Raw genomic sequence first — 23,657 nt, 5'->3', positions numbered from 1 at the left:
GGGGATGCCGCCATGCTGAACCTCGCCGAATACCGCCAGCGGCCCGCGCTGCTCGCCGACTGGCTGCCCTGGGCCGGGCTAGTCGCGCCGGGCGTGGTGCTGAACAAGGACGGCTCGTTTCAACGATCGTTCCAGTTCCGCGGCCCCGACTTGGACAGTGCGACGCAGGGCGAATTGATCGCCACGGCGGCGCGGCAGAACAACGCGCTTCGCCGCACCGGCTCTGGCTGGGCCTTCTATATCGACGCCGAGCGGATGCGGGCATCGCGCTATCCGCAGTCCTCGTTTCCCGAGCCGCTGTCGTGGCTGGTGGACGAGGAACGACGTGCGGCGTTCGAGGAGTCGGACAGCCACTTCGAGAGCATCTACCACTTCACGCTGCAATACCTGCCGCCGGAGGAGTCGCGCGCCCGAGCCGCCAAGATGCTCTACGAGAACACGCCGACGAATGGCGTGGACTGGCGCGAGCGGCTGCAATCCTTCGTTGCGGAAACGGATCGGGTCTTTGACCTGCTCGATGGCGTGATGCCGGAAGTCTCCTGGCTGGACGACAGCCAGACGCTGACCTATCTGCACGCCACCATCTCGACGCGGCACTACCGCGTCGGCGTGCCTGAAGTGCCGTTCCACATCGACGCGCTGCTGACCGACTCGCCGCTGGTCGGCGGCCTAGCACCCATGCTGGGCGACCGGCACCTGCGCGTGGTGTCGGTGCGCGGTTTCCCGACCTCGACCTGGCCGGGGATTCTGGACGACCTCAACCGCCTGGGATTTGGGTATCGCTGGAGTACGCGCTTTCTGTGCCTCGACAAATCCGAGGCGGAACGGGAATTGGGGCGCCTGCGCCGCCAGTGGTTCGCCAAGCGCAAGAACGTCATCGCGCTGCTGCGCGAAACGATCTTCCAGCAGGAAAGCCCGCTGGTCGATACCGATGCGAACAACAAGGCTGCCGACGCCGATGCCGCCTTGCAGGAGCTGGGCAGCGATCAAGTCGCCTTTGGCTATCTGACGGCGACCGTCACCGTCATGGACGAGGACGCCGGCGCAGCCGACGAGAAGCTGCGCATGGTGGAGCGCGTCATTCAGGGGCGCGGCTTCGTCACCATTCCCGAAACGCTTAATGCTGTGGATGCGTGGTTATCGTCCATTCCGGGCAATGCCTATGCCAACGTCCGACAGCCCATCGTCTCGACGCTGAACCTGGCGCACATGATGCCAGTGTCGGCGGTATGGGCCGGGCCGGAGAAGAACGACCACCTCGACGGCCCGCCGCTGATCGTCACGCGCACCGATGGCGCGACGCCGTTCCGGCTGGTGACTCACATCGGCGACGTGGGCCATACGCTGGTCGCCGGCCCGACTGGCATGGGCAAGTCGGTCTTGCTCGCCACGCTGGCGATGCAGTTCCGCCGCTATCGCGGCTCGCGCATCTTCGCGTTCGACATGGGGCGCTCCATGCGCGCCACCATCCTCGGGCTGGGCGGCGAGCACTACGACCTGGGCATGGATGGCGAAATCGCCTTTCAGCCCTTGGCTCGCATTGACCGCGAGGGCTACCGCAGCTGGGCAGCGGAATGGATCGAAGGACGCTTGCTGCACGAAGGCGTGGCAGTCGGCCCGGACGAGAAGGCGGCCATCTGGTCGGCGCTGCAAAGCCTTGCCGGTGCGCCGGTGGAGCAACGCACGATGACCGGGCTTTCCGTCCTCTTGCAGTCCAACGCGCTGCGCCAGGCGCTCGCGCCCTATGTGTTGGGCGGCGCGCACGGCAAGCTGCTGGACGCCGATCACGACCGGCTGGGCATGGCCGACGTGCAGTGCTTCGAGATGGAAGAACTGATGCACAGCAAGGCCGCCGTCATGGCCGTTCTGCATTACCTCTTTGCACGCTTCGACGAACGCTTCGATGGTGCGCCGACGCTGCTGATCCTCGATGAAGCGTGGCTGTTCCTCGATGACCCGGTGTTTGCCGCGCGCATCCGCCAATGGCTCAAGACGCTGCGCAAAAAGAACGTCAGCGTCATCTTCGCCACCCAGTCACTTGCGGACATCAAGGATTCCAGCATCGCGCCCGCGATCATCGAAAGCTGCGCAAGCCGCATTTTCCTCGCCAACCCACAGGCGACCGAGCCGCAGATTCGCACGATCTACGAGGGCTTCGGCCTCAACAGGCGGCAGATCGAGATCGTCGCCACCGCGCAGCCCAAGCGCGACTACTACTACCAATCCCGCCTCGGCAACCGCCTGTTCGACCTCGACCTGGGGCCGGCGACGCTGGCCTTTGCGGGCGCTTCCACGCCGCAAGACCAGCGCGACATAGACCGCGTGCTGCTGGACGCCGGCCCCCCCGGTTTCGCGGGCGCCTGGCTGCGTCATCGCGGCCTCGATTGGGCGGCTGACCTGCTGCCCTCGTTCCCCGGCCTCGCGCCGGATTCCCTCGCAGCTCAACCCTTGGAGAACCTGCCATGAAGAAGCGCCTTGTCGCCGCTGCCATCGCGGCCATGCTTTGCACCGCCACCGCCCATGCGCAATGGGTCGTGATCGACCCCACCAACCTCGTGCAGAACACGCTGACCGCGATCCGCACGCTGGAGCAGATCAACAACCAGATCCAGCAGCTACAGAACGAAGCGCAGATGCTGATGAACCAAGCGCGCAACCTCGCCAGCCTGCCGTCCAGCGTGGTCGGCCAGTTGCGCGCCAACCTGGCGACCACCGAGCGGCTGATCGCCCAGGCGCGAGGCTTGGCCTACGACGTGACGAACCTTGATCGGGAGTTTGCCCGCCTGTACCCGGAGCAGTACGCTGCCACCGTCAGCGGCGACCAGATGTACCGCGACGCCCAGGAGCGGTGGAAGAACACGCTCAACGGCTTGCAGACCACCATGCAGATGCAGGCGCAGGTGTCCCAGAACCTGGGCGAAGACGAAAGCGTGCTGGCCGATCTTGTCGGCAAGAGCCAGTCGGCGCAAGGCGCGTTGCAGGCGATGCAGGCCATGAACCAGTTGCTCGCCTTGCAGGCCAAGCAGTCGATCCAGTCGCAGCGGCTCCAGATCACGCAAGACCGGGCCGCCTCGCTGGAACTGGCGCGGCAGGCGGCGGCCACCGAGCGCGCCCGCGAAGTGCGGCGGCGCTTCCTCGGGGAAGGCACGCCGTACACGCCGCAGTCCGTCAACTTCTACCGCGACTGACGGGGGCCGACATGCGATGCGTCCTCGTCCTTTGTGCCGTGCTGCTGGCCGCCTGCAGCGAGCAGCCGGCAGACAACCTCGCCGATGCCCTGGCCGCCGATCCCGTGCGGCTCAAGGCATTGCGCGCGCAATGCGCGGCCCATCCGCAACAGGTCATGCAGGCCACGGGCGAGGACGCTTGCCGCGCCGCCGCCGAAGCCTTCCGGCGGCGCTTCTTTTCCGGCGAGGCCGGGCCGGATGAATACCAGACGCTGGCCGACCTGCCGCCGATCCCGCCCAGCTTCGAGGAACCGGCCGATGGCACCGCGCCGGACTTGCCCGCCCCGGAGGACGCGCCATGAATGACGTGACCATCATCGACCAGTTCCTCAACACCTTCGCCACCTACATCGACTCGGGTTTCGGGCTGCTGCGCGGCGAAGTGGCGTTCCTCACGGCCACGCTGATCGTCATCGACATGACGATCGCTGGGCTGTATTGGGCCATGAGCCACGCCACCGGCCAGGGCGATGACGTGATCGCCAAGCTGCTGCGCAAGGTGCTCTACGTCGGTGCCTTCGCCTACATCCTCAACAACTTCAACTGGCTGGCCAGCATCGTGTTCCGCTCGTTTGCGGGATTGGGCATCACCGCCACCGGCTCGGCCATCACGATGGAGAACTTCTTGCAGCCGGGCCGGCTTGCCAAGACCGGCATCGACGCCGGAGCGCCGATTCTGGAGCAGATCGGCGAGATGGCGGGCTTCCCCGAGGTGTTCGTGAACCTCGACCCCATCGTGGTGATGTTCCTTGCGTGGCTGGTCGTGGTGCTGTGCTTCTTCGTGCTGGCGATCCAGCTTTTCATCACGCTGATCGAGTTCAAGCTGACCACGCTCGCCGGGTTCGTGCTGGTGCCGTTCGCGCTGTGGAACAAGACCTCGTTCCTGGCCGAAAAAGTCTTGGGAAACGTGGTGGCCTCCGGCATCAAGGTGCTGGTGCTGGCCGTGATCGTCGGCATTGGCTCGGGCCTGTTCGCACAATTCCAAGTCCATCCCGCCGAGCCAAACATCGACCACGCGCTGGTCATCATGCTGGCTTCGCTCACCTTACTGGCGCTGGGGATCTTCGGCCCTGGCATCGCCACGGGCCTCGTGTCCGGTGCGCCCCAGCTCGGCGCGGGCGCGATGGCCGGTGCCGCCGTCGGCGCAGCCGGAACGGCAGTGGCCGTCGGTGCTGCCGCGACGGGCGTGGGCGGCGCGGTGGCCGCTGGTGCGCGCATGGCCCCGGCTGCCGCCAAGCTGGCCGGCAGCGGCGCGCGTGCCGCCACGTCGGCGGCCAGCAGCGCGAAGTCGGCGTTCCAGGCCGGTTCCGCCGCCGCCGGCGGCGGCGCGAAGGGCGCGATGGCGGGCTTGGGCAACGTCGCCAAGACCGGCGCGCAGTCTGCCGGACGCGCTGCCGCATCCCGCGCTTCCGCTGCCGGGCAGCGCATGGCCGCGCCGTTCCGCGCGGGCTGGAACGGCGACGCTGGCACGTCAGCCGCAACCGCCAGCGAAGCCCCCGCAGGCGTTGCCGCTGCACAGACGTCCGAGCAACCCGCCTGGGCCAAGCGGCTGCAACGCCGCCAGCAACTCACCCATGCCGCGACCACCACCGCCCACACGCTGCGCGGTGGCGATGGCGGCGGCTCCGGCCAAGGCCCGAGCCTGCGCGGCTCCGACGACTGACGCAATTCACAAGGAGAACTGACCATGCGATTCAAGAAACCGCAGGTGCGCTACGCCGACACGCCGCAGCCTGCCACGCCGTACCAAGCCGCTGGCCAGGTGTGGGACGACCGTATCGGCTCGGCCCGCGTCCAGGCCAAGAACTGGCGATTCATGGCCTTCGGCTGCCTCATGCTAGCGCTGCTGATGGCCGGCGGCCTGGTGTGGCGCTCGGCGCAGTCCATCGTGACGCCCTACGTCGTGGAAGTGGACAACGCAGGCCAGGTGCGCGCCGTAGGCGAAGCCGCCACGTCGTACCGGCCCAACGATGCGCAGACGGCGCACCACATCGCGCGCTTCGTGACGCTGGTGCGCTCGCTGTCCATCGACCCCATCGTCGTCCGCCAAAACTGGCTGGACGCCTACGACTACACGACCGACAAGGGCGCGGCCGTGCTCAACGACTACGCGCGGGTCAACGATCCGTTCGCACGCATCGGCAAGGAGTCGGTGACGGTGCAGATCACCAGCGTCGTGCGCGCCAGCGACACGTCTTTCAACGTGCGCTGGACGGAACGGCGCTACGTCAACGGCGCCGCAGCGGGCCTGGAGCGGTGGACGGCGGTGGTGTCCATCGTGCTCCAGCCGCCGCGCACCGAAGAACGCCTGCGCAAGAACCCGCTTGGCATCTACGTCAACGGCCTGTCGTGGAGCCGCGAACTGGATTCTTCCGAAGGAGCAAAGCCATGAATGATGTTTTCCGCAAATCCGCCTTGCCGCTGATCCTGCTGGCCCTCGCGGGCTGCGCCACGCAGGGCAAGCCGCCGCCGACCATCTCGCTCGATGAGCCGGTGCAGGCCCAGCCGCTACCGGAGCCGCTCGCGCCGGTGGAAGTCGTGGCCGTGCCCGAAGTGCTGCCGATGCCAGCGCAGTTGATGCCGGTTCCCGAGGCCGAGGGCACCAAGCCCACGCCCGAGCCGGCCGACGAGAAGGTGCGCGTTTCACGCGCCAATGCCGAGGCCCGTGTCGCGCCTACGCGCGAGGGCTACGTCAACGCGATTCAGGTGTGGCCCTTCACCGATGGCGCGCTGTATCAGGTCTATGCGGCCGTGGGCCGTGTGACCGTGGTGTCGCTCCAACCTGGCGAGGAGCTAGTGACGGTGGCCGCCGGGGATACCGTGCGCTGGATCGTGGGCGACACGTCCAGCGGCAGCGGTGCCGACCTGCGCGTCAACGTGCTGGTGAAGCCCATCCGCTCGGGCCTCAAGACCAATCTGGTCATCACCACCAGCCGCAGGACGTACTTGCTGGAGCTGACTTCCACGGACAAGACGTGGATGGCGTCAGTCTCGTGGGAGTATCCGCGCGACCGGATGCTGGCCTTGCAGCGCCAGGCGCAGGCGGCCAGCGCCGCCGCGCCGGTCGATAGCGGCCTGTCGCTGGAGAACCTGCGCTTCCGCTACGCGGTCAGCGGCAGTAATCCGCCGTGGAAGCCGCTGCGCGCCTTCGACGATGGCGCGAAGGTCTATATCCAGTTTCCCGCTGGCATCGCGCAAGGCGATCTTCCGCCGCTGTTCGTGATCGGGCCGGAAGGTGACGGACAACTAGTGAACTACCGCTTCCGCTCGCCGTACTACATCGTGGATCGCCTCTTTGGCGCGGCGGAACTGCGCCTGGGCGGCGACAAGGGCGACGTGGTGCGAATCGAGCGCACGGATGGCGTGGCACGGAGGAACTGACGATGAGCCAGGACGACACTCCCGACCTCGCCACGCCGCAGGCGGGCAAGGTCGCGCCCGAGGCGGTGGCGCTTCGTGCCCAGCCGCGTGCTGTGACCCGGTTGAACCGGCGCACGCTGGCCGTCCTCATCGGCGGCCTGTCGGTCGCCGTGCTCGGGGCCACGATCTGGTCGCTGCAACCGCAGCGGCGCGGCGCGGGCGAACAGACCGAGCTTTACAACGTCGATCGCGTGAGCAAGTCCGAAGGGCTGGACGGCCTGCCGGCCGATTACTCGAAGCTGCCGCCGAAGGTGCCCGAGCTGGGGCCGCCGCTGCCGGGCGATCTTGGCCCAGCCATCGTGAACTCGCAGCAGCCGGCCGTGGCCGCTTACTCGGCTCCCGGCCACGATCCCAACGACGCATTACGCAAGGAGGCGGAAGCCGCAGCGGCTTCGTCGGTGTTCTTCCGCTCGGGCGGCCAGGGCCAAACCGCCGCCACGGTGGCGCAGGCAGCATCGGGCACTCCTGGCGCTACCAGCACGCTCGCCGCCTTCGATCCGCTCGCCGCTGGGCCGGCCTCGGCGGCAGCCCAGCTTGCCGCCCCTGCTGCTGCGCGGAGTCGGCAAGACCAGAACGAGGCATTCCTGCAAAGCGGTTCTACGGAAACCCGCAATTCCGGCCATCTGGCGCTGCCGGCCTCGCCGTATCAGGTCATGGCCGGAACGGTGATCGCTGGGGCACTGGTGACGGGCATCAAGTCCGATCTTCCGGGCGACGTGATCGGCACGGTGACGGAGCCGGTCTATGACTCGGCCACGGGCAAGTTCCTACTGATTCCGCAGGGATCGCGCATCCTCGGGCGCTACAACAGCCGGGTCAGCCACGGGCAGAGCCGCGTGCAGGTGGTGTGGAATCGGGTCATCCTGCCCGATACGTCCTCGCTGACGCTCGACAACCTCATCGGCACCGACCCGGCCGGTTACTCCGGCCTGGAGGATGACGTGGACTGGCACTGGGATCGCATCGTCGCGGGTGCGGTGCTGACAACGCTGCTGGGAGTAGGTGCCGAACTGGCCGCACCCGAGAACCGCCAGGATGGCAACCGCATCGTCATTGTCGGGCGCGACAGCGCCCAGGACAGCATCAATCAGGTCGGCCAGGAGATTACCCGGCGCAACATGGACATTCAGCCGACGCTGACCATCAGGCCAGGCCTGCCAGTTCGCGTCATCGTGAACCGGGATCTGGTGCTGCGGCCGTACCAGCCGCTGTTCTTCAATCGGGGGGCTTCGCAATGAACACGGCCAAGAAAATGCGGCTTGGGCCGCTGCCCAAGACCGAGAGCGTCAAGCTGACCTTTGCCTGCCCGGCCAGCCTGAAAGCCGACCTCGACCGCTACGCCGCGCTGCACGCGCAGACGTATGGCGAGGCGGTCGATGCCGAGAAGTTGATCCCACACATGCTGGAGGCGTTCATGGCGGGGGATAGGGGATTCAGGAAGGGCACCACGACGCGGAGCGTGCCGTCCAAGCCGACATGATGGCCTCGAACACTGCCCAGCAGCATCCATCGAACGCGCGGCCCAAGGCCGCGCGTTCTTCGTTCTGGATGCCACCAAGAGCGGCTTGGGCTATGATGATGAAACAGGCCCGCCGTTTCTCGGCAATCCAGCACGACACAGTGCGATGCGGCCTTCTCTCCCAACGCTCTTATGTGGCTCCTAGCCCAAGCGGCCAAACTTCTGCAAAGTGGCCTGAAAAAGAGCTAACCTACTGTCCCATATACGGTTTCAAGCCTTGCATGATGGACACGAAAGACTTGACGCCGGCACTTTTTTGCCCGCCAGCGTCGCCTTTATGCCACCTCTGCCATCAGCTGAAAGCGGCTGGCTGTGGCGCGCACCTCTTTCATGCGGCCATGGCCGGGCAGCACCCGGTCTGCAATCGTCACCAGCCCGGCTTGCGCCAATTCATCAAGATCGCGTTTGACTGCGCTGCGGTCACGGTGCAGCCGCGCGGCGATGTCCGTGATGGAGCCTGGCGCCTCCTTGACGGCCCGAAACAATGCCAAACGGGTTGCCGTGATGAGTTTGACCACTTCCGCTGGGTCTTCAAAGCTGACGACGCGCTCCTGCGCAATGGCTTGGCCGCGATCTGCCGCCTGGGCCAAGCGGCGGCCGCGTGCGAAGAAATCTTCTTGCGTTCCTGTGGTGATGGTGAGCTGGGTCATTGGTGGCCTTTCAGTGCAATCCAATCTTGTTCAAATCGCTCCTCAATGTCCTCGAAGCTAACGAAGACGATGGGTTCCACAACGCCAAAGTAATGCCTGTGGTGGTAGCCATGGGCGTTGTCGTAGCCCACCACCCGCCCGTTGTCGCCGGCATGAAGGTTGTGATTGATGTAGGCGAGGTTGTAGCGGACTACCTTGCCGAGATGGTCAACCCAGACTTCTCGCCGCAGGCTCCCGTTTCCACGTTTGTCAGAAATCTTGTGGGATTCGTCGTAGAGCTTTGTCTCAGGCATGATGAGTATTATCACGTCTGCTCTCAAAACCGCAACCCGCAAAGCCCCTTGGTCACGGCGCAGTGTTTTTTTCCCTGCTATCTGTTGAAAGCGGCTGGCCGTGATGAATTTGATAGCGCCTGACGCTTGTCTGGCGCGGGGTTTTACTCCCTCTCCCCTTGCGGGAGAGGGTTGGGGAGAGGGGTGAACAGGCAAGCTGCTGCCAGCGCCCCCTCTCCCCCCACCCCTCCCCCGCGAGGGGGGAGGGGAGTCACAGCCGTCGTGCCATCACCCCTTGGGCAGTCCCGCCAGCAGCGCCTGCACCTGCGCTTGCGCAATCGCGTGGCCCTGGGTGCTGGCCTTGGCCAGCCACATCAGCGCCAGGGCGGGGTCGGGGCTGCCGCCCTCGTGCGCGCCGGCGGCTGCCAGCAGCCCCAGCCAATGCATGGCATCGGCTTCGCCCAGGTCGGCTGCTTTGCCCAGGAAAAACTGGGCGCAGCGCGTATGATCTTGCCCCCCCCCCCCACCGCTGGAGCGATGCGCCTCTAGCGCCTGCAACGCAAAGCGCGCGCCCAGCTCTGCCAGAGCCTGGGGGGCGCCGCCGTCGGCGTGCAGCAGCAGCTGCAGATCGGCTGCGCTCCAGTTGCCGCCCTGCAGGTCGGGCAGCGCGGCCAAAGCGGCCAGAGGCACCAGGGTGCGCCCGCTGGCATCGCGCAGGCTGGGCACGGCCCCTTCTTCTACGCGCCGCTGCCAGGTGCGCAGGCTGCGCCCGGAAAGGGCAACCAAAGTCGGCAGGCTAATGCCCTGCGGCGGCAGATCAGAGGCGGTGGTATGCATGGCGCAAATTGTAGTGAGGCCGCAGCGCCCGCCATGGCGCCGCCGCCGGGCGACAGGCTGGTAAGCGCTTGTTGCTGTCGCGCCAAAAAGGCGACGCGCGCCCGCCGCTGGCGCCCCTGGCGGGCGACAAACCCGGTTTTTGGCGGCGCAAACGGCGTTTTCAGCGCTGGCACGGTGCTTGCCCTTGTCTCTGCGTCCAGGCCCTGTGCCTGTTCTTTTCCCCTTCGAAGGAGTTTGAAATGAACCGTACGATGCGTTCCGTGCAAAAGGGTTTTACCCTGATCGAATTGATGATCGTTGTGGCGATCATTGGTATTTTGGCTGCTGTGGCGCTGCCTCAGTACAGCCAGTACACCCGCAAGGCTGAATTCACAGAAATTATCAATTTGGCAAGTGCTGTCAAAAATGATGTGGCAACCTGTGCGCAAAATAATAACAATACCGTGACTGCCTGTAATGGTGGCGCTTCGGGTGTGGGCTGGGAAGTCAAGGCCAATACCGCAGCTGCAGTGGGTAAAGTGGCGAGTGTTTCTACTGCGGCTGGTGTGATTACTGCAACTGCAGTGACGGCAGGTAAGCTCAATGGCGAAACTTATATTCTGACGCCTACTGCAACTGCCGATGGCATTACTTGGGCTGTGAGTGGTACCTGCACGACAAGCCCCCGCATTTGCTAATTGCGGTTAATGTCTCCTGAATGAGAGGAGATATTTGAGGCAAACCCCCTTTCGCTTGAAAGGGGGTTTTTTATTTCCTAAATAAATGCAAACCAGGCAAATGTCCTGGTTCTTTTTGAAGGGCCGTGCTGGGGCTGCTGGTATAGACCGCTGCACAGCAATTTTGATAGCGCCTGACGCTTGTCTGGGGCCGGTTTTCACCTTCTCCCCCAGCGGGGGAAGGAGCAAAACCCCGCAGTGTGAGCAGGCGGGGGCTGCAGCCGTCGCGCAGCCACTGCACCACGGCGGCGCCGACACACATGCTGCCCGCTTGCAGGGTGGAAAACAGGGCGTTTTAAAGGGTATTTTTGGCCTCAAACCCTTGCTGGACAAGCGCAAGCAGCTATGAATTTTTAGTAGGAGCAGGCAGCATGGGTGCTCTGCCTACAATCGACCACCATGCGCCCCCGAGCTGGTGCGCGACTTGGCGCTGGGCTTTATTCCGGATGCCTGGTTGCACAGCCTGGACTACAGCACGCTGCAAAAAATGCCCGGCAGCTACGTCAGCGACGACATGCGCCACCGCGCTGACGATGTGGTCTGGCGCGTCAAAGTCGGCGGCGATTGGGTGTATCTGTACATCCTGATCGAGTTCCAAAGCAAGGTCGATGCGTGGATGGCGGTGCGCATGATGAGCTATGTGGGGCTGCTGTACCAAGACCTCATCAAAGCCAAACAGGTGCTGCCTGATCGCAAACTACCGCCGGTGCTGCCCATCGTGCTCTACAACGGCGACGCGCCCTGGACGCCAGCGACCAACATCAGCGAGTTGATTCCCAAGGTGCCGGGCTTGGTGTCGCAGTTTTTGCCGCAAATGCAATACTTGCTGATTGCCGAAAACCAGTACACCGAAGCGGGCTTGGCGCAGATGCAAAACCTGGCGGCGGCCATGATGCGCCTACAGCGCCCGCCCGAACAAAGCACGGTGCTGGAGGTGATCGACCTGCTCAATGCGTGGCTGGACGACAACCCCGAACTCAAACGCATTTTTGCCATCTGGATACGCGCCGTACTGCTGCGGCAGAGTAAAAACGACTTGGCACTGCCCAAGGTGCAAGACTTGAAGGAGTTGAAGATGACACTGGCTACACGGTTTGAAGAATGGGCGCACCAGCACAAAGACCAGGGCCGGCAGGAGGGCCGCCAGGAAGGCCGCAAAGAGGGCGAGGCCCGCATTCTGCAGCGCCTGCTGGTGGCGCGCTTTGGCCCGCTCTCGCAAGAAACGCTGGCCGCACTGAACGCGGCCAGCACCGCGCAGCTGGAAGCCTGGACAGATCGCTTTTTGAGCGCACGTTCACTCGATGAGGTGTTTGCTGCACCGCCGGCCCCACCATCGGCATAAGGGGGCGCTCAGTCGGTGGCGATGACCATGATGGCGCCCCGCTACAACATCAAGCGCCTGGTCAAAGGGCGGTTTTTGCTCCCCTCCCCCCTCGCGGGGGAGGGGCCGGGGGAGAGGGGGCGCTGGCAGCACCTTGCCTATTCACCCCTCTCCCCAACCCTCTCCCGCAAGGGGAGAGGGAGTGCAAATCAGCGCCAAACAAGCGTTGTGCGCTATCAAAAAAAGATGTGTGCATACATAAGCCCTCTGGGGGAGGGCGGGGGTGGGGGCCAGCGGCGCTTGCTTCATCGGCCTCTGTGCCCAGTGCCAGCAGGCTCCCATCCCAGCCTTCCCCCAGCGGGGGAAGGAGAAAAACCCCGCAGCGCAAACAGGCGGCGGCGGGGGGGCTGCAGCCGCCGCGCTACGGCGCCAGCGTCGTCTGCCGCACTGCATGTTCCCAATGCGCCATGAGTTCCTCGGCGCGCTCGCGGGGGAGGGTGGGCAGAAAGCGGCGCTCGGCGCGCCAGAGGTGGGCGATTTCTTCGGTGTTGGCGTACAGCCCGCAGGACAGGCCCGCCAGGTAGGCCGCGCCCAGGGCGGTGGTCTCGATGCAGGCGGGGCGCACCACGGGGATGCCCAGCAGGTCGGCCTGGAACTGCATTAAAAGGTCGTTGACGCAGGCGCCGCCATCGACGCGCAGCTCGCTCACCGGGCTGCTGCCGGCGGCCACCGCGTCGCGCGCCATGGCTTGGAGCAGGGCGGCGCTTTGGTAGGCGATGGATTCGAGCGCGGCGCGGGCGATGTGGGCAATGGTGGTGCCGCGCGTCAGGCCGGTGATGGTGCCGCGTGCGTCGGGCTTCCAGTAGGGCGCGCCCAGGCCGGTGAAGGCGGGCACGAACATGACGCCACCCGAGTCGGGCACGCTTTGCGCGAGCTGCTGCACCTCGCTGCTGGCGCGGATGGCGTGCAGGCCGTCGCGCAGCCACTGCACCACGGCGCCGCCGACAAACACGCTGCCCTCTAACGCGAATTGCGCCTGCGCCGTGGGTTGGGCGGCGCTGGTGGTAATCAAGCCGTTGTTGCTGCGCTGGAACTGGCCGCCGGTGTGCATGAGCATGAAGCAGCCCGTGCCGTAGGTGTTCTTGGCCATGCCGGCCTTGAAGCAAGCCTGGCCAAAGAGGGCGCTTTGCTGGTCGCCGGCCACGCCGCCAATGGCCACCGCCGCGCCCAGCAGTTCGGGTGCGGTGCGGCCAAAGTCGCTGCTCGAAGGCAACACCTCGGGCAGCAGCGCGCGCGGAATGCGCAGCAGCGCCAGCAATTCATCGTCCCACTGGTTGGTGTGCACGTTCAGCAGCATGGTGCGGCTGGCGTTGGAGACGTCGGTGACGTGGCGCTGGCCGCCGGTGAGTTGCCAGATGAGCCAGCTATCAATAGTGCCAAAGGCGAGCTCGCCGCGCTCGGCCTGGGCGCGTGCGCCCGGAATGTGGTCGAGCAGCCATTGCAGCTTGGTGGCAGAAAAATACGCATCGACGAGCAGCCCGGTCTTGGCCGCAATGGCCTCGGCCTGGCCTTGCTCGCGCAGCTGGGCGCAGGCGGGCTCGGCGCGCCGGTCTTGCCAGACGATGGCGTGGTGCAGCGGCTGGCCGGTGTGGCGATTCCAGAGCACGGTGGTTTCGCGCTGGTTGGTGATGCCTATGCTGCGCACCTGGGCCGCGCTGATGCCCGCCTGCGCCAGCGCCTGGCGGGCGGTGGCGAGCTGGGTGCGCCAGATTTCGAGCGGATCGTGCTCGACCCAGCCGGGCTGGGGGTAGTGCTGCGTGAGTTCCTGCTGGGCCTGGGCGATGGGGTGGCCCTGGGCGTCAAAGACGATGGCGCGGGAGCTGGAGGTGCCTTGGTCGAGGGCGAGCAGGTAGGTCATGGTGTGGTGAGAAAAGAAAAAGTCAGGTCTGGGCGACGTGGCATTCGACGGCGGCGTCGTGCAGCAGGGCCGGGAAGGGCTCGGGCGGGGGGGCGTCGGTGAACAGGCGGTCGATCTGGTCGAGTGTGGCGAGCTGCACCATGGCCGGGCGGCCAAATTTGCTTTGGTCGGCCACCAGCCAGACTTCGCGCGCCTGGGCGATGATGGTTTGCGCCACCTTCACCTCGCGCAGGTCGTAGTCGCGCAGCGTGCCGTCTTCTTCAATGCCGGAGATGCCGATGACGGCGATATCGACGCGGAACTGGTGCATGAAATCGATCGCCGCCTCGCCCACGATGGCGCGGTCGCGCGCGCGCACCATGCCGCCGGCGACGATGACCTCGCAGTCGGGGTTGTCCGAGAGGATGGTGGCAACGTTGAGGTTGTTGGTGATGACGCGCAGCCCCTGGTGCCGCAAGAGCGCGCGCGCCACGGCCTCGGTGGTGGTGCCGATGTTGAGGATGAGCGAGCAGCCGTTGGGGATTTGCTGTGCCACGGCGCGGGCGATGCGCGCCTTGCCCTCGGGGTTGAGGTTCTCGCGCTGCTGGTGGGCGAGGTTTTCTACCGTCGAGCCCGGCAGGCGCACGCCGCCATGAAAGCGCAGCAGCAGGCCGGCATCGGCCAGGCGCTGTACGTCGCGGCGCACGGTCTGCAGCGTGACGCCGAGCAGCTCGGCCAGTTCTTCGACGCTGGCGCTCTGGCGCTGGCGCAGCGCCTGCAGCAATTGCAGTTGGCGGGGGGTGGTGGTCACCGGAGAGATTCCTTTTTTTAGAGCCCGTATTGTAAAACGAACCAAAACGAAAATTTTAGGGGTAAGTCCGTAGTACATTCGCGCGCCAAAAAGAACAAGAATGCACAAATCCGAAACGAGCCGGCGCGTCCCGCGTTCCGGCCCATCTACGACCCACCGAGGGTACACAGAAAGATAAGCAATGGAGTTGGTTCTGGAAGGAATCAGCCAGCAGGTGGGGGCCGAGCCGTGGCTCTACCCCATGAGCATGGCGCTGCACAGCGGCGCCGTGACGGTGCTGCTGGGCGCAACGCAGGCGGGCAAGACCAGCCTGATGCGCATCATGGCCGGGCTCGATACGCCCAGCCAGGGGCAGGTGCGGGTCGATGGCCGCGACGTGACGGGCGTGCCCGTGCGCGAGCGCAACGTGGCCATGGTGTACCAGCAGTTCATCAACTACCCGTCGATGACGGTGGCGCAGAACATTGCCTCGCCACTCAAGCTGCGCGGCGAGAAAAACATCGAGCAGCGCGTGCGCCAGATTGCCGAGCGCCTGCACATCGACATGTTCTTGCAGCGCTTTCCGGCAGAGCTTTCGGGCGGGCAGCAGCAGCGCGTGGCGTTGGCGCGCGCCCTGGCCAAGGGCGCGCCGCTGATGCTGCTCGACGAGCCCCTGGTCAACCTCGACTACAAGCTGCGCGAGGAGCTGCGCGAGGAGCTGTCGCAGCTGTTTGCTGCGGGTGATTCCACCGTCGTCTATGCCACCACCGAACCGGGCGAAGCCCTGCTGCTGGGCGGCTACACCGCCGTCCTGCACGAGGGCGAGCTGCTGCAATACGGGCCGACGGCCGAGGTCTTTCATGCGCCCAACTCGCTGCGCGTGGCGCGGGCGTTTAGCGACCCGCCGATGAACCTGGTGGCGGCGCAGGTGCAAGGCGCCGGCCTGGCGCTGCCCGGTGGGCAGGTGCTGGCGCTGGCGCTGCCGGCGCAACTGGCGGGCAGCGTTACCCTGGGGCTGCGCGCCAGCGCGCTGCGCCTGCAGCAGCAGCCGGGCGACGTGGCCGTGGTCGGGCGCGTGCAGCTGTCGGAAATTTCGGGCTCGGACACCTTTGTGCACGCCGAAACGCCCTGGGGCGAGCTGGTGGCGCAGATCACCGGCGTGAGCTACCTGGAGCTGGGCAGCCAGGTGACGCTGTACCTGCGTCCGGGCGATGCCTATGTGTTCAACGCGGCGGGCGCCCTGGCGCTGGCGCCGCAGCGCGCAGCCAGCGCAGGAGGGCGCTAGCCATGGCGCGCATTGAATTGAAGTTGGCCCATTCCTACAAGGCCAACCCGCAGCAGGACAGCGATTACGCCCTGCTGCCGCTGGACATGACGTTTGACGACGGCGGCGCCTACGCGCTGCTCGGGCCCTCGGGCTGCGGCAAGACGACCATGCTCAACATCATGTCGGGCCTGCTCGTGCCCTCGCACGGCCAGGTGCTGTTCGATGGCCGCGATGTCACGCGCGCCAGCCCGCAGGAGCGCAACATTGCGCAGGTGTTCCAGTTCCCGGTGATCTACGACACCATGACGGTGGCCGAGAACCTGGCCTTTCCTTTGAGGAACCGCAAGGTGCCCGAGGCCAAGATCCGCGAGCGCGTGGGCAAAATTGCCGAGATGCTGGAGATGAGCGGCCAGCTCGACCAGCGCGCGGCCAACCTGGCGGCCGATGCCAAGCAAAAAATCTCGCTCGGCCGGGGCCTGGTGCGCGAGGACGTGGCGGCGGTGCTGTTCGATGAGCCGCTGACGGTGATCGACCCGCACCTGAAATGGCAGCTGCGGCGCAAGTTGAAGCAAATCCACCACGAACTCAAGCTGACGCTGATCTACGTCACCCACGACCAGGTGGAGGCGCTGACCTTTGCCGACCAGGTGGTGGTGATGACGCGCGGGCGCGCCGTGCAGGTGGGCACGCCGGACGCGCTGTTCGAGCGCCCGCGCCATGCGTTTGTGGGCCACTTCATCGGCTCGCCGGGCATGAATTTTTTGCCCGCCCAGGTGCAAGGCGGCGCGCTGCAGGTTGCTGGGATGCAGTGGGCCGCGCCGCGCCCGCTGCCAGCGGGTGCGCTCAGTCTGGGCGTGCGCCCGGAATACCTGGCGGTGGTCGATGCCGGCGCCCCCGGTGCCTTGCCCTGCGCCGTGCAGCGCGTGCAAGACCTGGGCACGCACCAGATGCTGACGGCGCAGATCGACGGCCAGCAGCTCAAGGCGCGTTGCGCCAGCGACGCCGCGCTGCCCGCCGTGGGCCAGACGGTGTGGCTGCAGGTGCTGGGCGAGCACACCTGCTTCTACCAAAACGAGGAGTTGCTGGCATGAACGCAGCGCAGAACCGCTTCAAGCAAGTTCGCGCCCCCTTGGGGGGCAGCGAGAACACGCAGTGCCGAGCGTGGGGGCAGATATGAGTACGACGAACAAGCCTGTGAACCAGAAAGCCTGGTTTTTGATTTTGCCCGTGCTCTTGTGCGTGGCGTTCTCCGCCATCCTGCCCTTGATGACGGTGGTGAACTACTCGGTGCAGGACATCATCAGCCCCGAGCGGCGCGTGTTCGTCGGCACCGAATGGTTTGCCGCCGTGATGCGCGACGAGGAGCTGCACGCGGCGCTGCTGCGCCAGATCACCTTCTCGCTGGCGGTGCTGCTGGTGGAGATTCCGCTGGGCATTTTGCTGGCGCTGTCCATGCCGGCGCAGGGCTGGAAGTCGTCGGCCGTGCTGGTGCTGGTGGCGCTGTCGCTGCTGATTCCGTGGAACGTGGTCGGCACCATCTGGCAGATTTATGGCCGCGCTGACATCGGCCTGCTGGGCGCGGCGCTCAACGCCATGGGCGTGGACTACAGCTACACCGGCAACGCCACCCAGGCGTGGCTGACCGTGCTGGCGATGGACGTGTGGCACTGGACGCCGCTGGTGGCGCTCTTGTGCTTTGCCGGCCTGCGCTCGATTCCCGATGCCTACTACCAGGCGGCGCGCATCGACGGCGCGAGCAAGCTGGCGGTGTTTCGCTACATCCAGCTGCCCAAGATGCGCGGCGTGCTGATGATTGCCGTGCTGCTGCGCTTCATGGACAGCTTCATGATCTACACCGAGCCCTTCGTGCTCACCGGCGGCGGGCCGGGCAACGCCACCACGTTCCTGAGCCAGTACCTGACGCAAAAAGCCGTGGGCCAGTTCGACCTGGGGCCGGCGGCGGCGTTCTCGCTGATTTACTTCCTCATCATCTTGCTGCTGTGCTTCATCCTCTACAACTGGATGCAGCGCGTGGGCAATGCCACCCCGGAGGGCGCCGGCCATGACTGAAGCCCGCTTTCAAAAACGCACGCTGTTCCTGATTGCCTACCTGCTGTTTGCCATCCTGCCGATCTACTGGATGGTGAACATGAGCTTCAAGACCAACGAGGAGATTCTGTCGAGCTTCTCGCTGTGGCCGCAGCACTTCACCTGGGCCAACTACAAAACCATCTTCACCGACGAGAGCTGGTACTCGGGCTACATCAACAGCCTGATCTACGTGGCCATCAACATGGTGATTGCGCTCACCGTGGCGTTGCCGGCGGCCTATGCCTTTTCGCGCTACCAGTTCCTGGGCGACAAGCACGTATTTTTCTGGCTGCTGACCAACCGCATGACGCCGCCCGCCGTGTTCCTGCTGCCGTTCTTCCAGCTCTACACCACCGTGGGGCTGATGGACACGCACCTGGCGGTGGCGCTGGCGCACCTGCTGTTCAACGTGCCGTTGGCGGTGTGGATTCTGGAAGGCTTCATGAGCGGCATTCCGCGCGAGATCGACGAGACGGCGTACATCGACGGCTACAGCTTCCCACGCTTTTTCTTCACCATCTTCCTGCCGCTCATCAAGGCGGGCGTGGGCGTGGCGGCGTTCTTCTGCTTCATGTTCTCGTGGGTGGAACTGCTGCTCGCGCGCACGCTCACCAGCGTCAACGCCAAGCCCATCGTGGCGACCATGACGCGTACCGTCAGCGCCAGCGGCATGGACTGGGCCACGCTGGCCGCCGCCGGCGTGCTGACCATCGTGCCCGGTGCCATCGTGATTTGGTTTGTGCGCCACTACATCGCAAAAGGCTTTGCGATGGGCCGCGTTTAAGGAGGCGCCGACATGTTTGAGTGGATGGCCTGGACCACCCCGGTGGCCGTGTTTTTCAGTTGTATCGCGCTGATGCTGGTGGCCATGACGCTGGCCGAGATCAAATACCCCACGCGCCTGCGCAAGGGCTGGCTGCCGATTGCCACCACGCGTGGCGACCGGCTCTTCATCGGCCTGCTCAGCGCCGCCTACATCAACCTCATCTGGGTGGGGCTGGGCGAGAAGCTGCAGGGCTGGTTCAGCCTGCAGGCCGAGCCCTCGGTGTGGATCAGCTTCGTGGCCTCCATGGCCGTGCTGGCGCTGCTGCTGCGCAAAGGGTGATGAAAAATGATAGCTGCTCGCGCTTGTCCAGCAAGGTTTTCAGGCATAAAACATGCTCAAACCCTTGTGCAGCAAGCGCGAGCAGCTCTCTTTTTTGAAGTGGGCCGCGCCCGTCCCTCCCCCGAGGTTGGCGGCCCTTTGTCCATTGGGGAGTGGGACGTGAGGAGACTGACAATGAAAATGCAATGGAAAGCGATTGCGTTCGCCGCCGCCGCGCTGGCCTTGGGCCAGGCCAGCTGGGCGGGCGAGGCCGAGGCCAAGAAGTGGATCGACAGCGAGTTCCAGCCGTCCACACTGAACAAGGAGCAGCAGCTGGCCGAGATGAAGTGGTTCATCGACGCCGCCAAAAAGCTCCAGGCCAAGGGCGTGAAGGAGATCGCCGTCGTCTCCGAGACCATCACCACGCACGAGTACGAGGCCAAAACCCTGGCCAAGGCGTTTGCGGAAATCACTGGCATCCAGGTCAAGCACGATCTGATCCAGGAAGGCGACGTGGTCGAGAAGCTGCAGACCTCGATGCAGTCGGGCAAGAGCATCTACGACGGCTGGATCTCAGACTCCGACCTGATCGGCACCCACTACCGCTACGGCAAGATCCTGAACCTCTCGGACTACATGGGCGGTGCGGGCAAGGAATGGACCAACCCCGGGATCGATCTCAAGGACTACATCGGCACCAAATTCACCACCGGGCCCGATGGCAAGCTCTACCAGCTGCCCGACCAGCAGTTCGCCAACCTGTATTGGTTCCGCGCCGACCTGTTCGAGCGCAAGGACCTGAAAGAAAAATTCAAGGCCAAGTACGGCTACGACCTGGGCGTGCCGCTGAACTGGAGCGCGTATGAGGACATCGCCGAGTTCTTCACCAATGATGTAAAGAACATCGACGGCAAGCCCATCTACGGCCACATGGATTACGGCAAAAAAGACCCCAGCCTGGGCTGGCGTTTCACCGATGCTTGGCTGTCCATGGCCGGTACGGCCGACATTGGCACGCCCAATGGCCTGCCGATCGACGAGTGGGGCATTCGCGTCGCCGACGACAAATGCACGCCCGTGGGCGCCAGCGTGGCGCGTGGCGGCGCCACCAACTCGCCTGCGGCCGTCTACGCCCTCACCAAGTACGTCGATTGGATGAAGAAGTACGCGCCCAAGGAAGCCATGGGCATGACCTTTGGCGAGGCCGGCCCCGTGCCCGCCCAGGGCCAGATCGCGCAGCAAATCTTCTGGTACACCGCGTTTACCGCCGACATGACCAAGCCCGGCCTGCCTGTGGTCAACGCCGACGGCACGCCCAAGTGGCGCATGGCCCCCGGCCCCAACGGCCCGTACTGGAAGCAGGGAATGCAAAACGGCTACCAGGACGTGGGCAGCTGGACGTTCTTCAAGGACCACGACGCCAACCGCACGGCCGCCGCCTGGCTTTACGCCCAGTTCGTTACCGCCAAGACCACTTCGCTCAAGAAGACTGTCGTTGGCCTGACGCCGATCCGCGAGAGCGACATCCAGTCCAAGGCCATGACCGACATGGCGCCCAAGCTCGGCGGTCTGGTCGAGTTCTACCGCAGCCCGGCGCGCGTGGCTTGGTCGCCCACCGGCACCAACGTGCCCGACTACCCCAAGCTGGCCCAGCTGTGGTGGAAAAACGTGGCCCAGGCGGTGACCGGCGAAAAGACCCCGCAGGCCGCCATGGACAACCTGGCCAATGAGATGGACAACGTCATGGCGCGCCTCGAGCGCGCCGGCATGGCGCACTGCGCACCCAAGCTCAACAAGAAGGAAGACCCGGCCAAGTGGCTGTCGGATACGCACGCGCCCTGGAAGAAGCTCGATAACGAGAAGCCCAAGGGCGAGACCATTGCCTACGACAAGCTCCTGCAGGCCTGGAAAAACGGTAAGGCGCGCTAAACCGCATCCAGCCCCCACGGCAGGTAACTGCCAGCCCCTGTGGGGGCAGGCAGTTACCGGGCGACTGACTTCCAAAACCTAGGGTTAACCCTGGGAAAATACCGCCATTCGGCGGACAATTGCACACCATGACTTCTTCCGCCCCCCAGCCCTCCCGTACCGACCGTGCTGCTTTGCTGCAGCGTCTGCGCCAGCCCCACACCTACGATCTGGCCGTGGTGGGCGGCGGCGCAACCGGCTTGGGCGTGGCGCTGGATGCGGCGGCGCGGGGGTTTTCGGTGGTGCTGCTCGAATCGCATGACTTTGCCAAAGGCACCTCGTCGCGCGCCACCAAGCTGGTGCACGGCGGCGTGCGCTACCTGGCGCAGGGCAACGTCGCCCTGGTGCGCGAGGCGCTGCACGAGCGCACCACGCTGCTGCAAAACGCCCCGCACCTGGCGCAGCCGCTGGCCTTCGTCATGCCCTCTTACAAAATCTGGGAGACGCCGTTCTACGGCGTCGGCCTGAAGATGTACGACGCCCTTGCCGGCAAGGCCGGCCTGGGCGCAACAGAATTTTTGGGCGCCGCCAGCACCATGCATTGCCTGCCAACGGCACGCCGTGCCGGCCTCAAGGGCGGCGTCAAATACTGGGACGGCCAGTTTGACGACGCCCGCCTGGCGCTGGCGCTGGCGCGCACGGCCGCCGCCCAGGGCGCGCTGCTGCTCAACTACTGCCCGGTGCGCGGCCTGCTGCACGAGGACGGCAAGGTCGTCGGCCTGGAGTGCGAGGACGCCGAAAGCGGCGAGCGCCTGCAGGTGCGCGCGCGCGCCGTGGTCAACGCCACGGGCGTGTGGGTCGATGAACTGCGCCAGCAAGACGGCCAGGCCCAGGGCAAAAACGTGCGCCCCATGGTGGCGCCCAGCCAGGGCGTGCACATCGTCGTTGATCGGGAGTTTTTGCCCTCTGACCACGCCCTGCTGGTGCCCAAGACGGCCGATGGCCGCGTGCTGTTTGCCGTGCCCTGGCTGGGCAAGCTCATTCTGGGCACCACCGACAGCCCGCGCCAGGACCTGGCGCGCGAGCCGCAGGCGTTCAAAGAGGAAGTGGATTTCATCCTCAGCGAATCGGCCAAATACCTGGAGCGCGCCCCCCAGGCGGCGGATGTGCGCAGCATCTGGGTGGGCCTGCGCCCCCTGGTCAAGCCGCCCGAGGACGACGGCGGCAACACCAAGGCCATCAGCCGTGAGCACACCGTGCTCGCCAGCGCCAGTGGCCTGGTCACCGTCACCGGCGGCAAGTGGACAACCTACCGCGCCATGGCCGAGGATGTGTTGCAAAAATGCTTTGACGCCGGCCTGCTGCCAGCGCGCAAGGCGGGCGTTACGCAGCAGCTCCCTCTGGTTGGTAGCCCCCGTCGCGAGGTGGTGCGCCACCGCCTGTGCGATGCCCAGGGCCTGCATTCTTATGGCAGCGAGGCCGCCAGCGTGCAGCAGCTGCCAGGCGCCGATGCCTGGCTGGCCGACGGCCTGAGCGAGGCCATGGTGCGCTTTGCCGCGCGCTACGAATACGCGCGCACGGTCGAAGACGTGCTGGCGCGGCGCTGCCGCCTGCTGTTTCTCGACGCGCGCCGCGCCGCCACCCTGGCGCCGCGCGTGGCCGCGCTGTTGCAAGAAGAGCTCGGCGGCGAGCCGCAGCTCGATGCTTTTGTGGCGCTGGCGCAGCAATACCAGCAGCTGCCACACTGAAGTTGTGTGTTATAGCGCTTGACTTTGTTGTAAAGCGCAGCGACAATGCAAGGCTTCGCGTGAAATATCGTGAGGTTTTCTGCCCAGTGGAAGCGCGGCGAAATGGTTCGCAGCGTGGACGACGGGCCCAAGACTGACTGGCTGCTCGCGGCCCTTGAGAAGTTCTCTGGGGCTGTTGGGTCTGCTGGAGCAAGTTGGGAATATTGAAATGATCCAAACAGAATCTCGGTTAGAGGTTGCCGACAACACCGGCGCCAAGTCCGTCCTGTGCATCAAGGTGCTCGGCGGTTCGAAGCGCCGTTATGCCAGCGTTGGTGACATCATCAAGGTGAGCGTGAAAGAAGCCGCTCCGCGTGGTCGCGTCAAAAAAGGCGAGATCTACAGCGCGGTCGTGGTGCGTACTGCCAAGGGCATTCGCCGTGCCGATGGCTCGCTCGTCAAGTTCGATGGCAACGCCGCTGTGCTGCTCAATGCTAAGCAAGAGCCGATCGGCACCCGTATTTTTGGCCCCGTGACCCGTGAACTGCGTACCGAAAAGTTCATGAAGATCGTGTCCCTGGCCCCTGAAGTTCTCTAAAAGGACGCACCATGAACAAGATTCGCAAAGGCGACGAAGTCATCGTGCTGACCGGCCGTGACAAGGGCAAGCGTGGCACCGTCACGCTGCGCGCAGACGATGCACATCTGCTGATCGACGGTATCAACCTGGTCAAGAAGCACGTCAAGCCCAACCCCATGAAGGGCACCACCGGCGGTATCGTGGAAAAGGCCATGCCTATCCATCAGTCCAACGTGGCGATCTTCAATGCAGCGACTGGCAAGGCCGATCGCGTGGGCATCAAGGTGCAGGCCGACGGCACGCGCGTTCGCGTGTTCAAGTCCAACGGCGCCGAAATCAAGGCGGCCTAAG

General features: G+C 65.2%; 24 protein-coding genes. 19 read left to right on the top strand and 5 right to left on the bottom strand.

The genetic code is table 11. The features are described from left to right. Window positions 1-12: 12 nt before the first annotated feature. Genes trbE through G7045_RS12305 form a run of 8 tightly spaced genes read left to right on the top strand, consistent with a single transcriptional unit; the run spans window position 13 to window position 8,127 of the window. A complete protein-coding gene (gene trbE / locus G7045_RS12340; RefSeq protein ID WP_166159918.1) occupies window positions 13-2,466 on the top strand; it encodes a conjugal transfer protein TrbE in 2,454 nt (817 codons plus the stop codon). Continuing rightward, window positions 2,463-3,188, top strand: a complete 726-nt coding sequence (trbJ, locus tag G7045_RS12335; protein WP_003138979.1) for a P-type conjugative transfer protein TrbJ — start codon at window positions 2,463-2,465, stop codon at window positions 3,186-3,188. Before trbE ends, trbJ begins: the two co-directional genes overlap by 4 nt. An 11-nt stretch (window positions 3,189-3,199) precedes the next feature. Then, window positions 3,200-3,529 carry a hypothetical protein gene (locus G7045_RS12330; RefSeq protein ID WP_166159917.1) on the top strand — a complete coding sequence of 110 codons (330 nt, stop codon included), beginning with the start codon at window positions 3,200-3,202 and terminating at the stop codon, window positions 3,527-3,529. Beyond that, the gene (gene trbL, locus G7045_RS12325) at window positions 3,526-4,890 is read left to right on the top strand and encodes a P-type conjugative transfer protein TrbL (RefSeq protein ID WP_166159916.1); all 1,365 of its coding nucleotides are present in this window, start codon (window positions 3,526-3,528) and stop codon (window positions 4,888-4,890) included. Before G7045_RS12330 ends, trbL begins: the two co-directional genes overlap by 4 nt. A 24-nt stretch (window positions 4,891-4,914) precedes the next feature. Next, window positions 4,915-5,619, top strand: a complete 705-nt coding sequence (trbF, locus tag G7045_RS12320; RefSeq protein ID WP_166159915.1) for a conjugal transfer protein TrbF — start codon at window positions 4,915-4,917, stop codon at window positions 5,617-5,619. Further along, window positions 5,616-6,608, top strand: coding sequence for a P-type conjugative transfer protein TrbG (gene trbG, locus G7045_RS12315; RefSeq protein ID WP_166159914.1), 993 nt, complete (start codon window positions 5,616-5,618; stop codon window positions 6,606-6,608). Before trbF ends, trbG begins: the two co-directional genes overlap by 4 nt. 2 nt (window positions 6,609-6,610) lie before the next feature. Next, window positions 6,611-7,885 carry a TrbI/VirB10 family protein gene (locus G7045_RS12310; RefSeq protein ID WP_166159913.1) on the top strand — a complete coding sequence of 425 codons (1,275 nt, stop codon included), beginning with the start codon at window positions 6,611-6,613 and terminating at the stop codon, window positions 7,883-7,885. Next, window positions 7,882-8,127, top strand: a complete 246-nt coding sequence (locus tag G7045_RS12305; RefSeq protein WP_166159912.1) for a DUF2274 domain-containing protein — start codon at window positions 7,882-7,884, stop codon at window positions 8,125-8,127. The genes G7045_RS12310 and G7045_RS12305 overlap by 4 nt, the downstream gene beginning before the upstream one ends. Window positions 8,128-8,441: 314 nt before the next feature. Here the strand turns inward: G7045_RS12305 and G7045_RS12300 are convergent, their stop codons facing one another. The 3 genes from G7045_RS12300 to G7045_RS12290 all read right to left on the bottom strand — a co-directional run bounded on the left by G7045_RS12300 (window position 8,442) and on the right by G7045_RS12290 (window position 9,925). Continuing rightward, window positions 8,442-8,816 (bottom strand): helix-turn-helix domain-containing protein, encoded by a 375-nt coding sequence (locus tag G7045_RS12300; protein ID WP_166159911.1) that lies wholly within the window; start codon window positions 8,814-8,816, stop codon window positions 8,442-8,444. Next, window positions 8,813-9,109, bottom strand: a complete 297-nt coding sequence (locus tag G7045_RS14755) for a DUF6516 family protein (protein WP_166160457.1) — start codon at window positions 9,107-9,109, stop codon at window positions 8,813-8,815. The genes G7045_RS12300 and G7045_RS14755 overlap by 4 nt, the downstream gene beginning before the upstream one ends. Window positions 9,110-9,376: 267 nt before the next feature. Next, entirely contained in the window at window positions 9,377-9,925 is a 549-nt protein-coding gene (locus G7045_RS12290) for a sel1 repeat family protein (RefSeq protein WP_166159910.1), read from the bottom strand. Between the two features lie 239 nt (window positions 9,926-10,164). Here G7045_RS12290 and G7045_RS12285 point away from each other — a divergent pair, with 239 nt between their 5' ends. After that, window positions 10,165-10,602 (top strand): prepilin-type N-terminal cleavage/methylation domain-containing protein, encoded by a 438-nt coding sequence (locus tag G7045_RS12285; RefSeq protein ID WP_304503222.1) that lies wholly within the window; start codon window positions 10,165-10,167, stop codon window positions 10,600-10,602. Window positions 10,603-11,056: 454 nt separating this feature from the next. Then, window positions 11,057-11,983, top strand: a complete 927-nt coding sequence (locus G7045_RS12280) for an Rpn family recombination-promoting nuclease/putative transposase (RefSeq protein WP_205737192.1) — start codon at window positions 11,057-11,059, stop codon at window positions 11,981-11,983. Window positions 11,984-12,383: 400 nt separating this feature from the next. Here the strand turns inward: G7045_RS12280 and glpK are convergent, their stop codons facing one another. Both glpK and G7045_RS12270 read right to left on the bottom strand, forming a co-directional pair. After that, entirely contained in the window at window positions 12,384-13,880 is a 1,497-nt protein-coding gene (glpK, locus tag G7045_RS12275) for a glycerol kinase GlpK (protein WP_166159909.1), read from the bottom strand. A 22-nt stretch (window positions 13,881-13,902) separates the two neighbouring features. Further along, window positions 13,903-14,670 (bottom strand): DeoR/GlpR family DNA-binding transcription regulator, encoded by a 768-nt coding sequence (locus tag G7045_RS12270; protein ID WP_166159908.1) that lies wholly within the window; start codon window positions 14,668-14,670, stop codon window positions 13,903-13,905. 181 nt (window positions 14,671-14,851) lie between these two features. On the opposite strand from G7045_RS12270, the gene G7045_RS12265 reads away from it, so the two are divergent. The 9 genes from G7045_RS12265 to rplX all read left to right on the top strand — a co-directional run bounded on the left by G7045_RS12265 (window position 14,852) and on the right by rplX (window position 23,656). Continuing rightward, window positions 14,852-15,934: an ABC transporter ATP-binding protein gene (locus G7045_RS12265; RefSeq protein ID WP_166159907.1), complete on the top strand. Its 1,083-nt coding sequence runs from the start codon at window positions 14,852-14,854 to the stop codon at window positions 15,932-15,934. A 2-nt stretch (window positions 15,935-15,936) separates the two neighbouring features. Beyond that, complete coding sequence (locus G7045_RS12260; RefSeq protein WP_166159906.1) at window positions 15,937-17,007, top strand: ABC transporter ATP-binding protein; 1,071 nt, start codon at window positions 15,937-15,939, stop codon at window positions 17,005-17,007. An 82-nt stretch (window positions 17,008-17,089) separates the two neighbouring features. After that, window positions 17,090-17,986 (top strand): carbohydrate ABC transporter permease, encoded by an 897-nt coding sequence (locus tag G7045_RS12255; RefSeq protein WP_166159905.1) that lies wholly within the window; start codon window positions 17,090-17,092, stop codon window positions 17,984-17,986. Further along, entirely contained in the window at window positions 17,979-18,791 is an 813-nt protein-coding gene (locus tag G7045_RS12250; RefSeq protein ID WP_166159904.1) for a carbohydrate ABC transporter permease, read from the top strand. Before G7045_RS12255 ends, G7045_RS12250 begins: the two co-directional genes overlap by 8 nt. A 12-nt stretch (window positions 18,792-18,803) precedes the next feature. Beyond that, complete coding sequence (locus G7045_RS12245) at window positions 18,804-19,112, top strand: DUF2160 domain-containing protein (RefSeq protein WP_166159903.1); 309 nt, start codon at window positions 18,804-18,806, stop codon at window positions 19,110-19,112. A 174-nt stretch (window positions 19,113-19,286) separates the two neighbouring features. Continuing rightward, the gene (locus G7045_RS12240) at window positions 19,287-21,020 is read left to right on the top strand and encodes an ABC transporter substrate-binding protein (RefSeq protein ID WP_166159902.1); all 1,734 of its coding nucleotides are present in this window, start codon (window positions 19,287-19,289) and stop codon (window positions 21,018-21,020) included. A gap of 128 nt (window positions 21,021-21,148) precedes the next feature. After that, window positions 21,149-22,747 carry a glycerol-3-phosphate dehydrogenase/oxidase gene (locus G7045_RS12235; protein ID WP_166159901.1) on the top strand — a complete coding sequence of 533 codons (1,599 nt, stop codon included), beginning with the start codon at window positions 21,149-21,151 and terminating at the stop codon, window positions 22,745-22,747. Between the two features lie 208 nt (window positions 22,748-22,955). Beyond that, window positions 22,956-23,324 carry a 50S ribosomal protein L14 gene (gene rplN, locus G7045_RS12230; RefSeq protein ID WP_166159900.1) on the top strand — a complete coding sequence of 123 codons (369 nt, stop codon included), beginning with the start codon at window positions 22,956-22,958 and terminating at the stop codon, window positions 23,322-23,324. A gap of 11 nt (window positions 23,325-23,335) precedes the next feature. After that, window positions 23,336-23,656 (top strand): 50S ribosomal protein L24, encoded by a 321-nt coding sequence (gene rplX, locus G7045_RS12225; RefSeq protein WP_166159899.1) that lies wholly within the window; start codon window positions 23,336-23,338, stop codon window positions 23,654-23,656. Window position 23,657 lies beyond the last annotated feature (1 nt).

Origin of the sequence: Acidovorax sp. HDW3 (assembly GCF_011303755.1) — a bacterium.
Classification (GTDB): domain Bacteria; phylum Pseudomonadota; class Gammaproteobacteria; order Burkholderiales; family Burkholderiaceae_C; genus Paenacidovorax.
This window is presented reverse-complemented; position numbering and strand designations above follow the sequence as displayed.

Coding starts and splice junctions, on each gene's coding strand:
- trbE (WP_166159918.1), top strand. CDS start 13: ATGCTGAACCTCGCCGAATACCGCCAGCGGCCCGCGCTGCTCGCCGAC.
- trbJ (WP_003138979.1), top strand. CDS start 2,463: ATGAAGAAGCGCCTTGTCGCCGCTGCCATCGCGGCCATGCTTTGCACC.
- G7045_RS12330 (WP_166159917.1), top strand. CDS start 3,200: ATGCGATGCGTCCTCGTCCTTTGTGCCGTGCTGCTGGCCGCCTGCAGC.
- trbL (WP_166159916.1), top strand. CDS start 3,526: ATGAATGACGTGACCATCATCGACCAGTTCCTCAACACCTTCGCCACC.
- trbF (WP_166159915.1), top strand. CDS start 4,915: ATGCGATTCAAGAAACCGCAGGTGCGCTACGCCGACACGCCGCAGCCT.
- trbG (WP_166159914.1), top strand. CDS start 5,616: ATGAATGATGTTTTCCGCAAATCCGCCTTGCCGCTGATCCTGCTGGCC.
- G7045_RS12310 (WP_166159913.1), top strand. CDS start 6,611: ATGAGCCAGGACGACACTCCCGACCTCGCCACGCCGCAGGCGGGCAAG.
- G7045_RS12305 (WP_166159912.1), top strand. CDS start 7,882: ATGAACACGGCCAAGAAAATGCGGCTTGGGCCGCTGCCCAAGACCGAG.
- G7045_RS12300 (WP_166159911.1), bottom strand. CDS start 8,816: ATGACCCAGCTCACCATCACCACAGGAACGCAAGAAGATTTCTTCGCA.
- G7045_RS14755 (WP_166160457.1), bottom strand. CDS start 9,109: ATGCCTGAGACAAAGCTCTACGACGAATCCCACAAGATTTCTGACAAA.
- G7045_RS12290 (WP_166159910.1), bottom strand. CDS start 9,925: ATGCATACCACCGCCTCTGATCTGCCGCCGCAGGGCATTAGCCTGCCG.
- G7045_RS12285 (WP_304503222.1), top strand. CDS start 10,165: ATGAACCGTACGATGCGTTCCGTGCAAAAGGGTTTTACCCTGATCGAA.
- glpK (WP_166159909.1), bottom strand. CDS start 13,880: ATGACCTACCTGCTCGCCCTCGACCAAGGCACCTCCAGCTCCCGCGCC.
- G7045_RS12265 (WP_166159907.1), top strand. CDS start 14,852: ATGGAGTTGGTTCTGGAAGGAATCAGCCAGCAGGTGGGGGCCGAGCCG.
- G7045_RS12260 (WP_166159906.1), top strand. CDS start 15,937: ATGGCGCGCATTGAATTGAAGTTGGCCCATTCCTACAAGGCCAACCCG.
- G7045_RS12255 (WP_166159905.1), top strand. CDS start 17,090: ATGAGTACGACGAACAAGCCTGTGAACCAGAAAGCCTGGTTTTTGATT.
- G7045_RS12250 (WP_166159904.1), top strand. CDS start 17,979: ATGACTGAAGCCCGCTTTCAAAAACGCACGCTGTTCCTGATTGCCTAC.
- G7045_RS12245 (WP_166159903.1), top strand. CDS start 18,804: ATGTTTGAGTGGATGGCCTGGACCACCCCGGTGGCCGTGTTTTTCAGT.
- G7045_RS12240 (WP_166159902.1), top strand. CDS start 19,287: ATGAAAATGCAATGGAAAGCGATTGCGTTCGCCGCCGCCGCGCTGGCC.
- G7045_RS12235 (WP_166159901.1), top strand. CDS start 21,149: ATGACTTCTTCCGCCCCCCAGCCCTCCCGTACCGACCGTGCTGCTTTG.
- rplN (WP_166159900.1), top strand. CDS start 22,956: ATGATCCAAACAGAATCTCGGTTAGAGGTTGCCGACAACACCGGCGCC.
- rplX (WP_166159899.1), top strand. CDS start 23,336: ATGAACAAGATTCGCAAAGGCGACGAAGTCATCGTGCTGACCGGCCGT.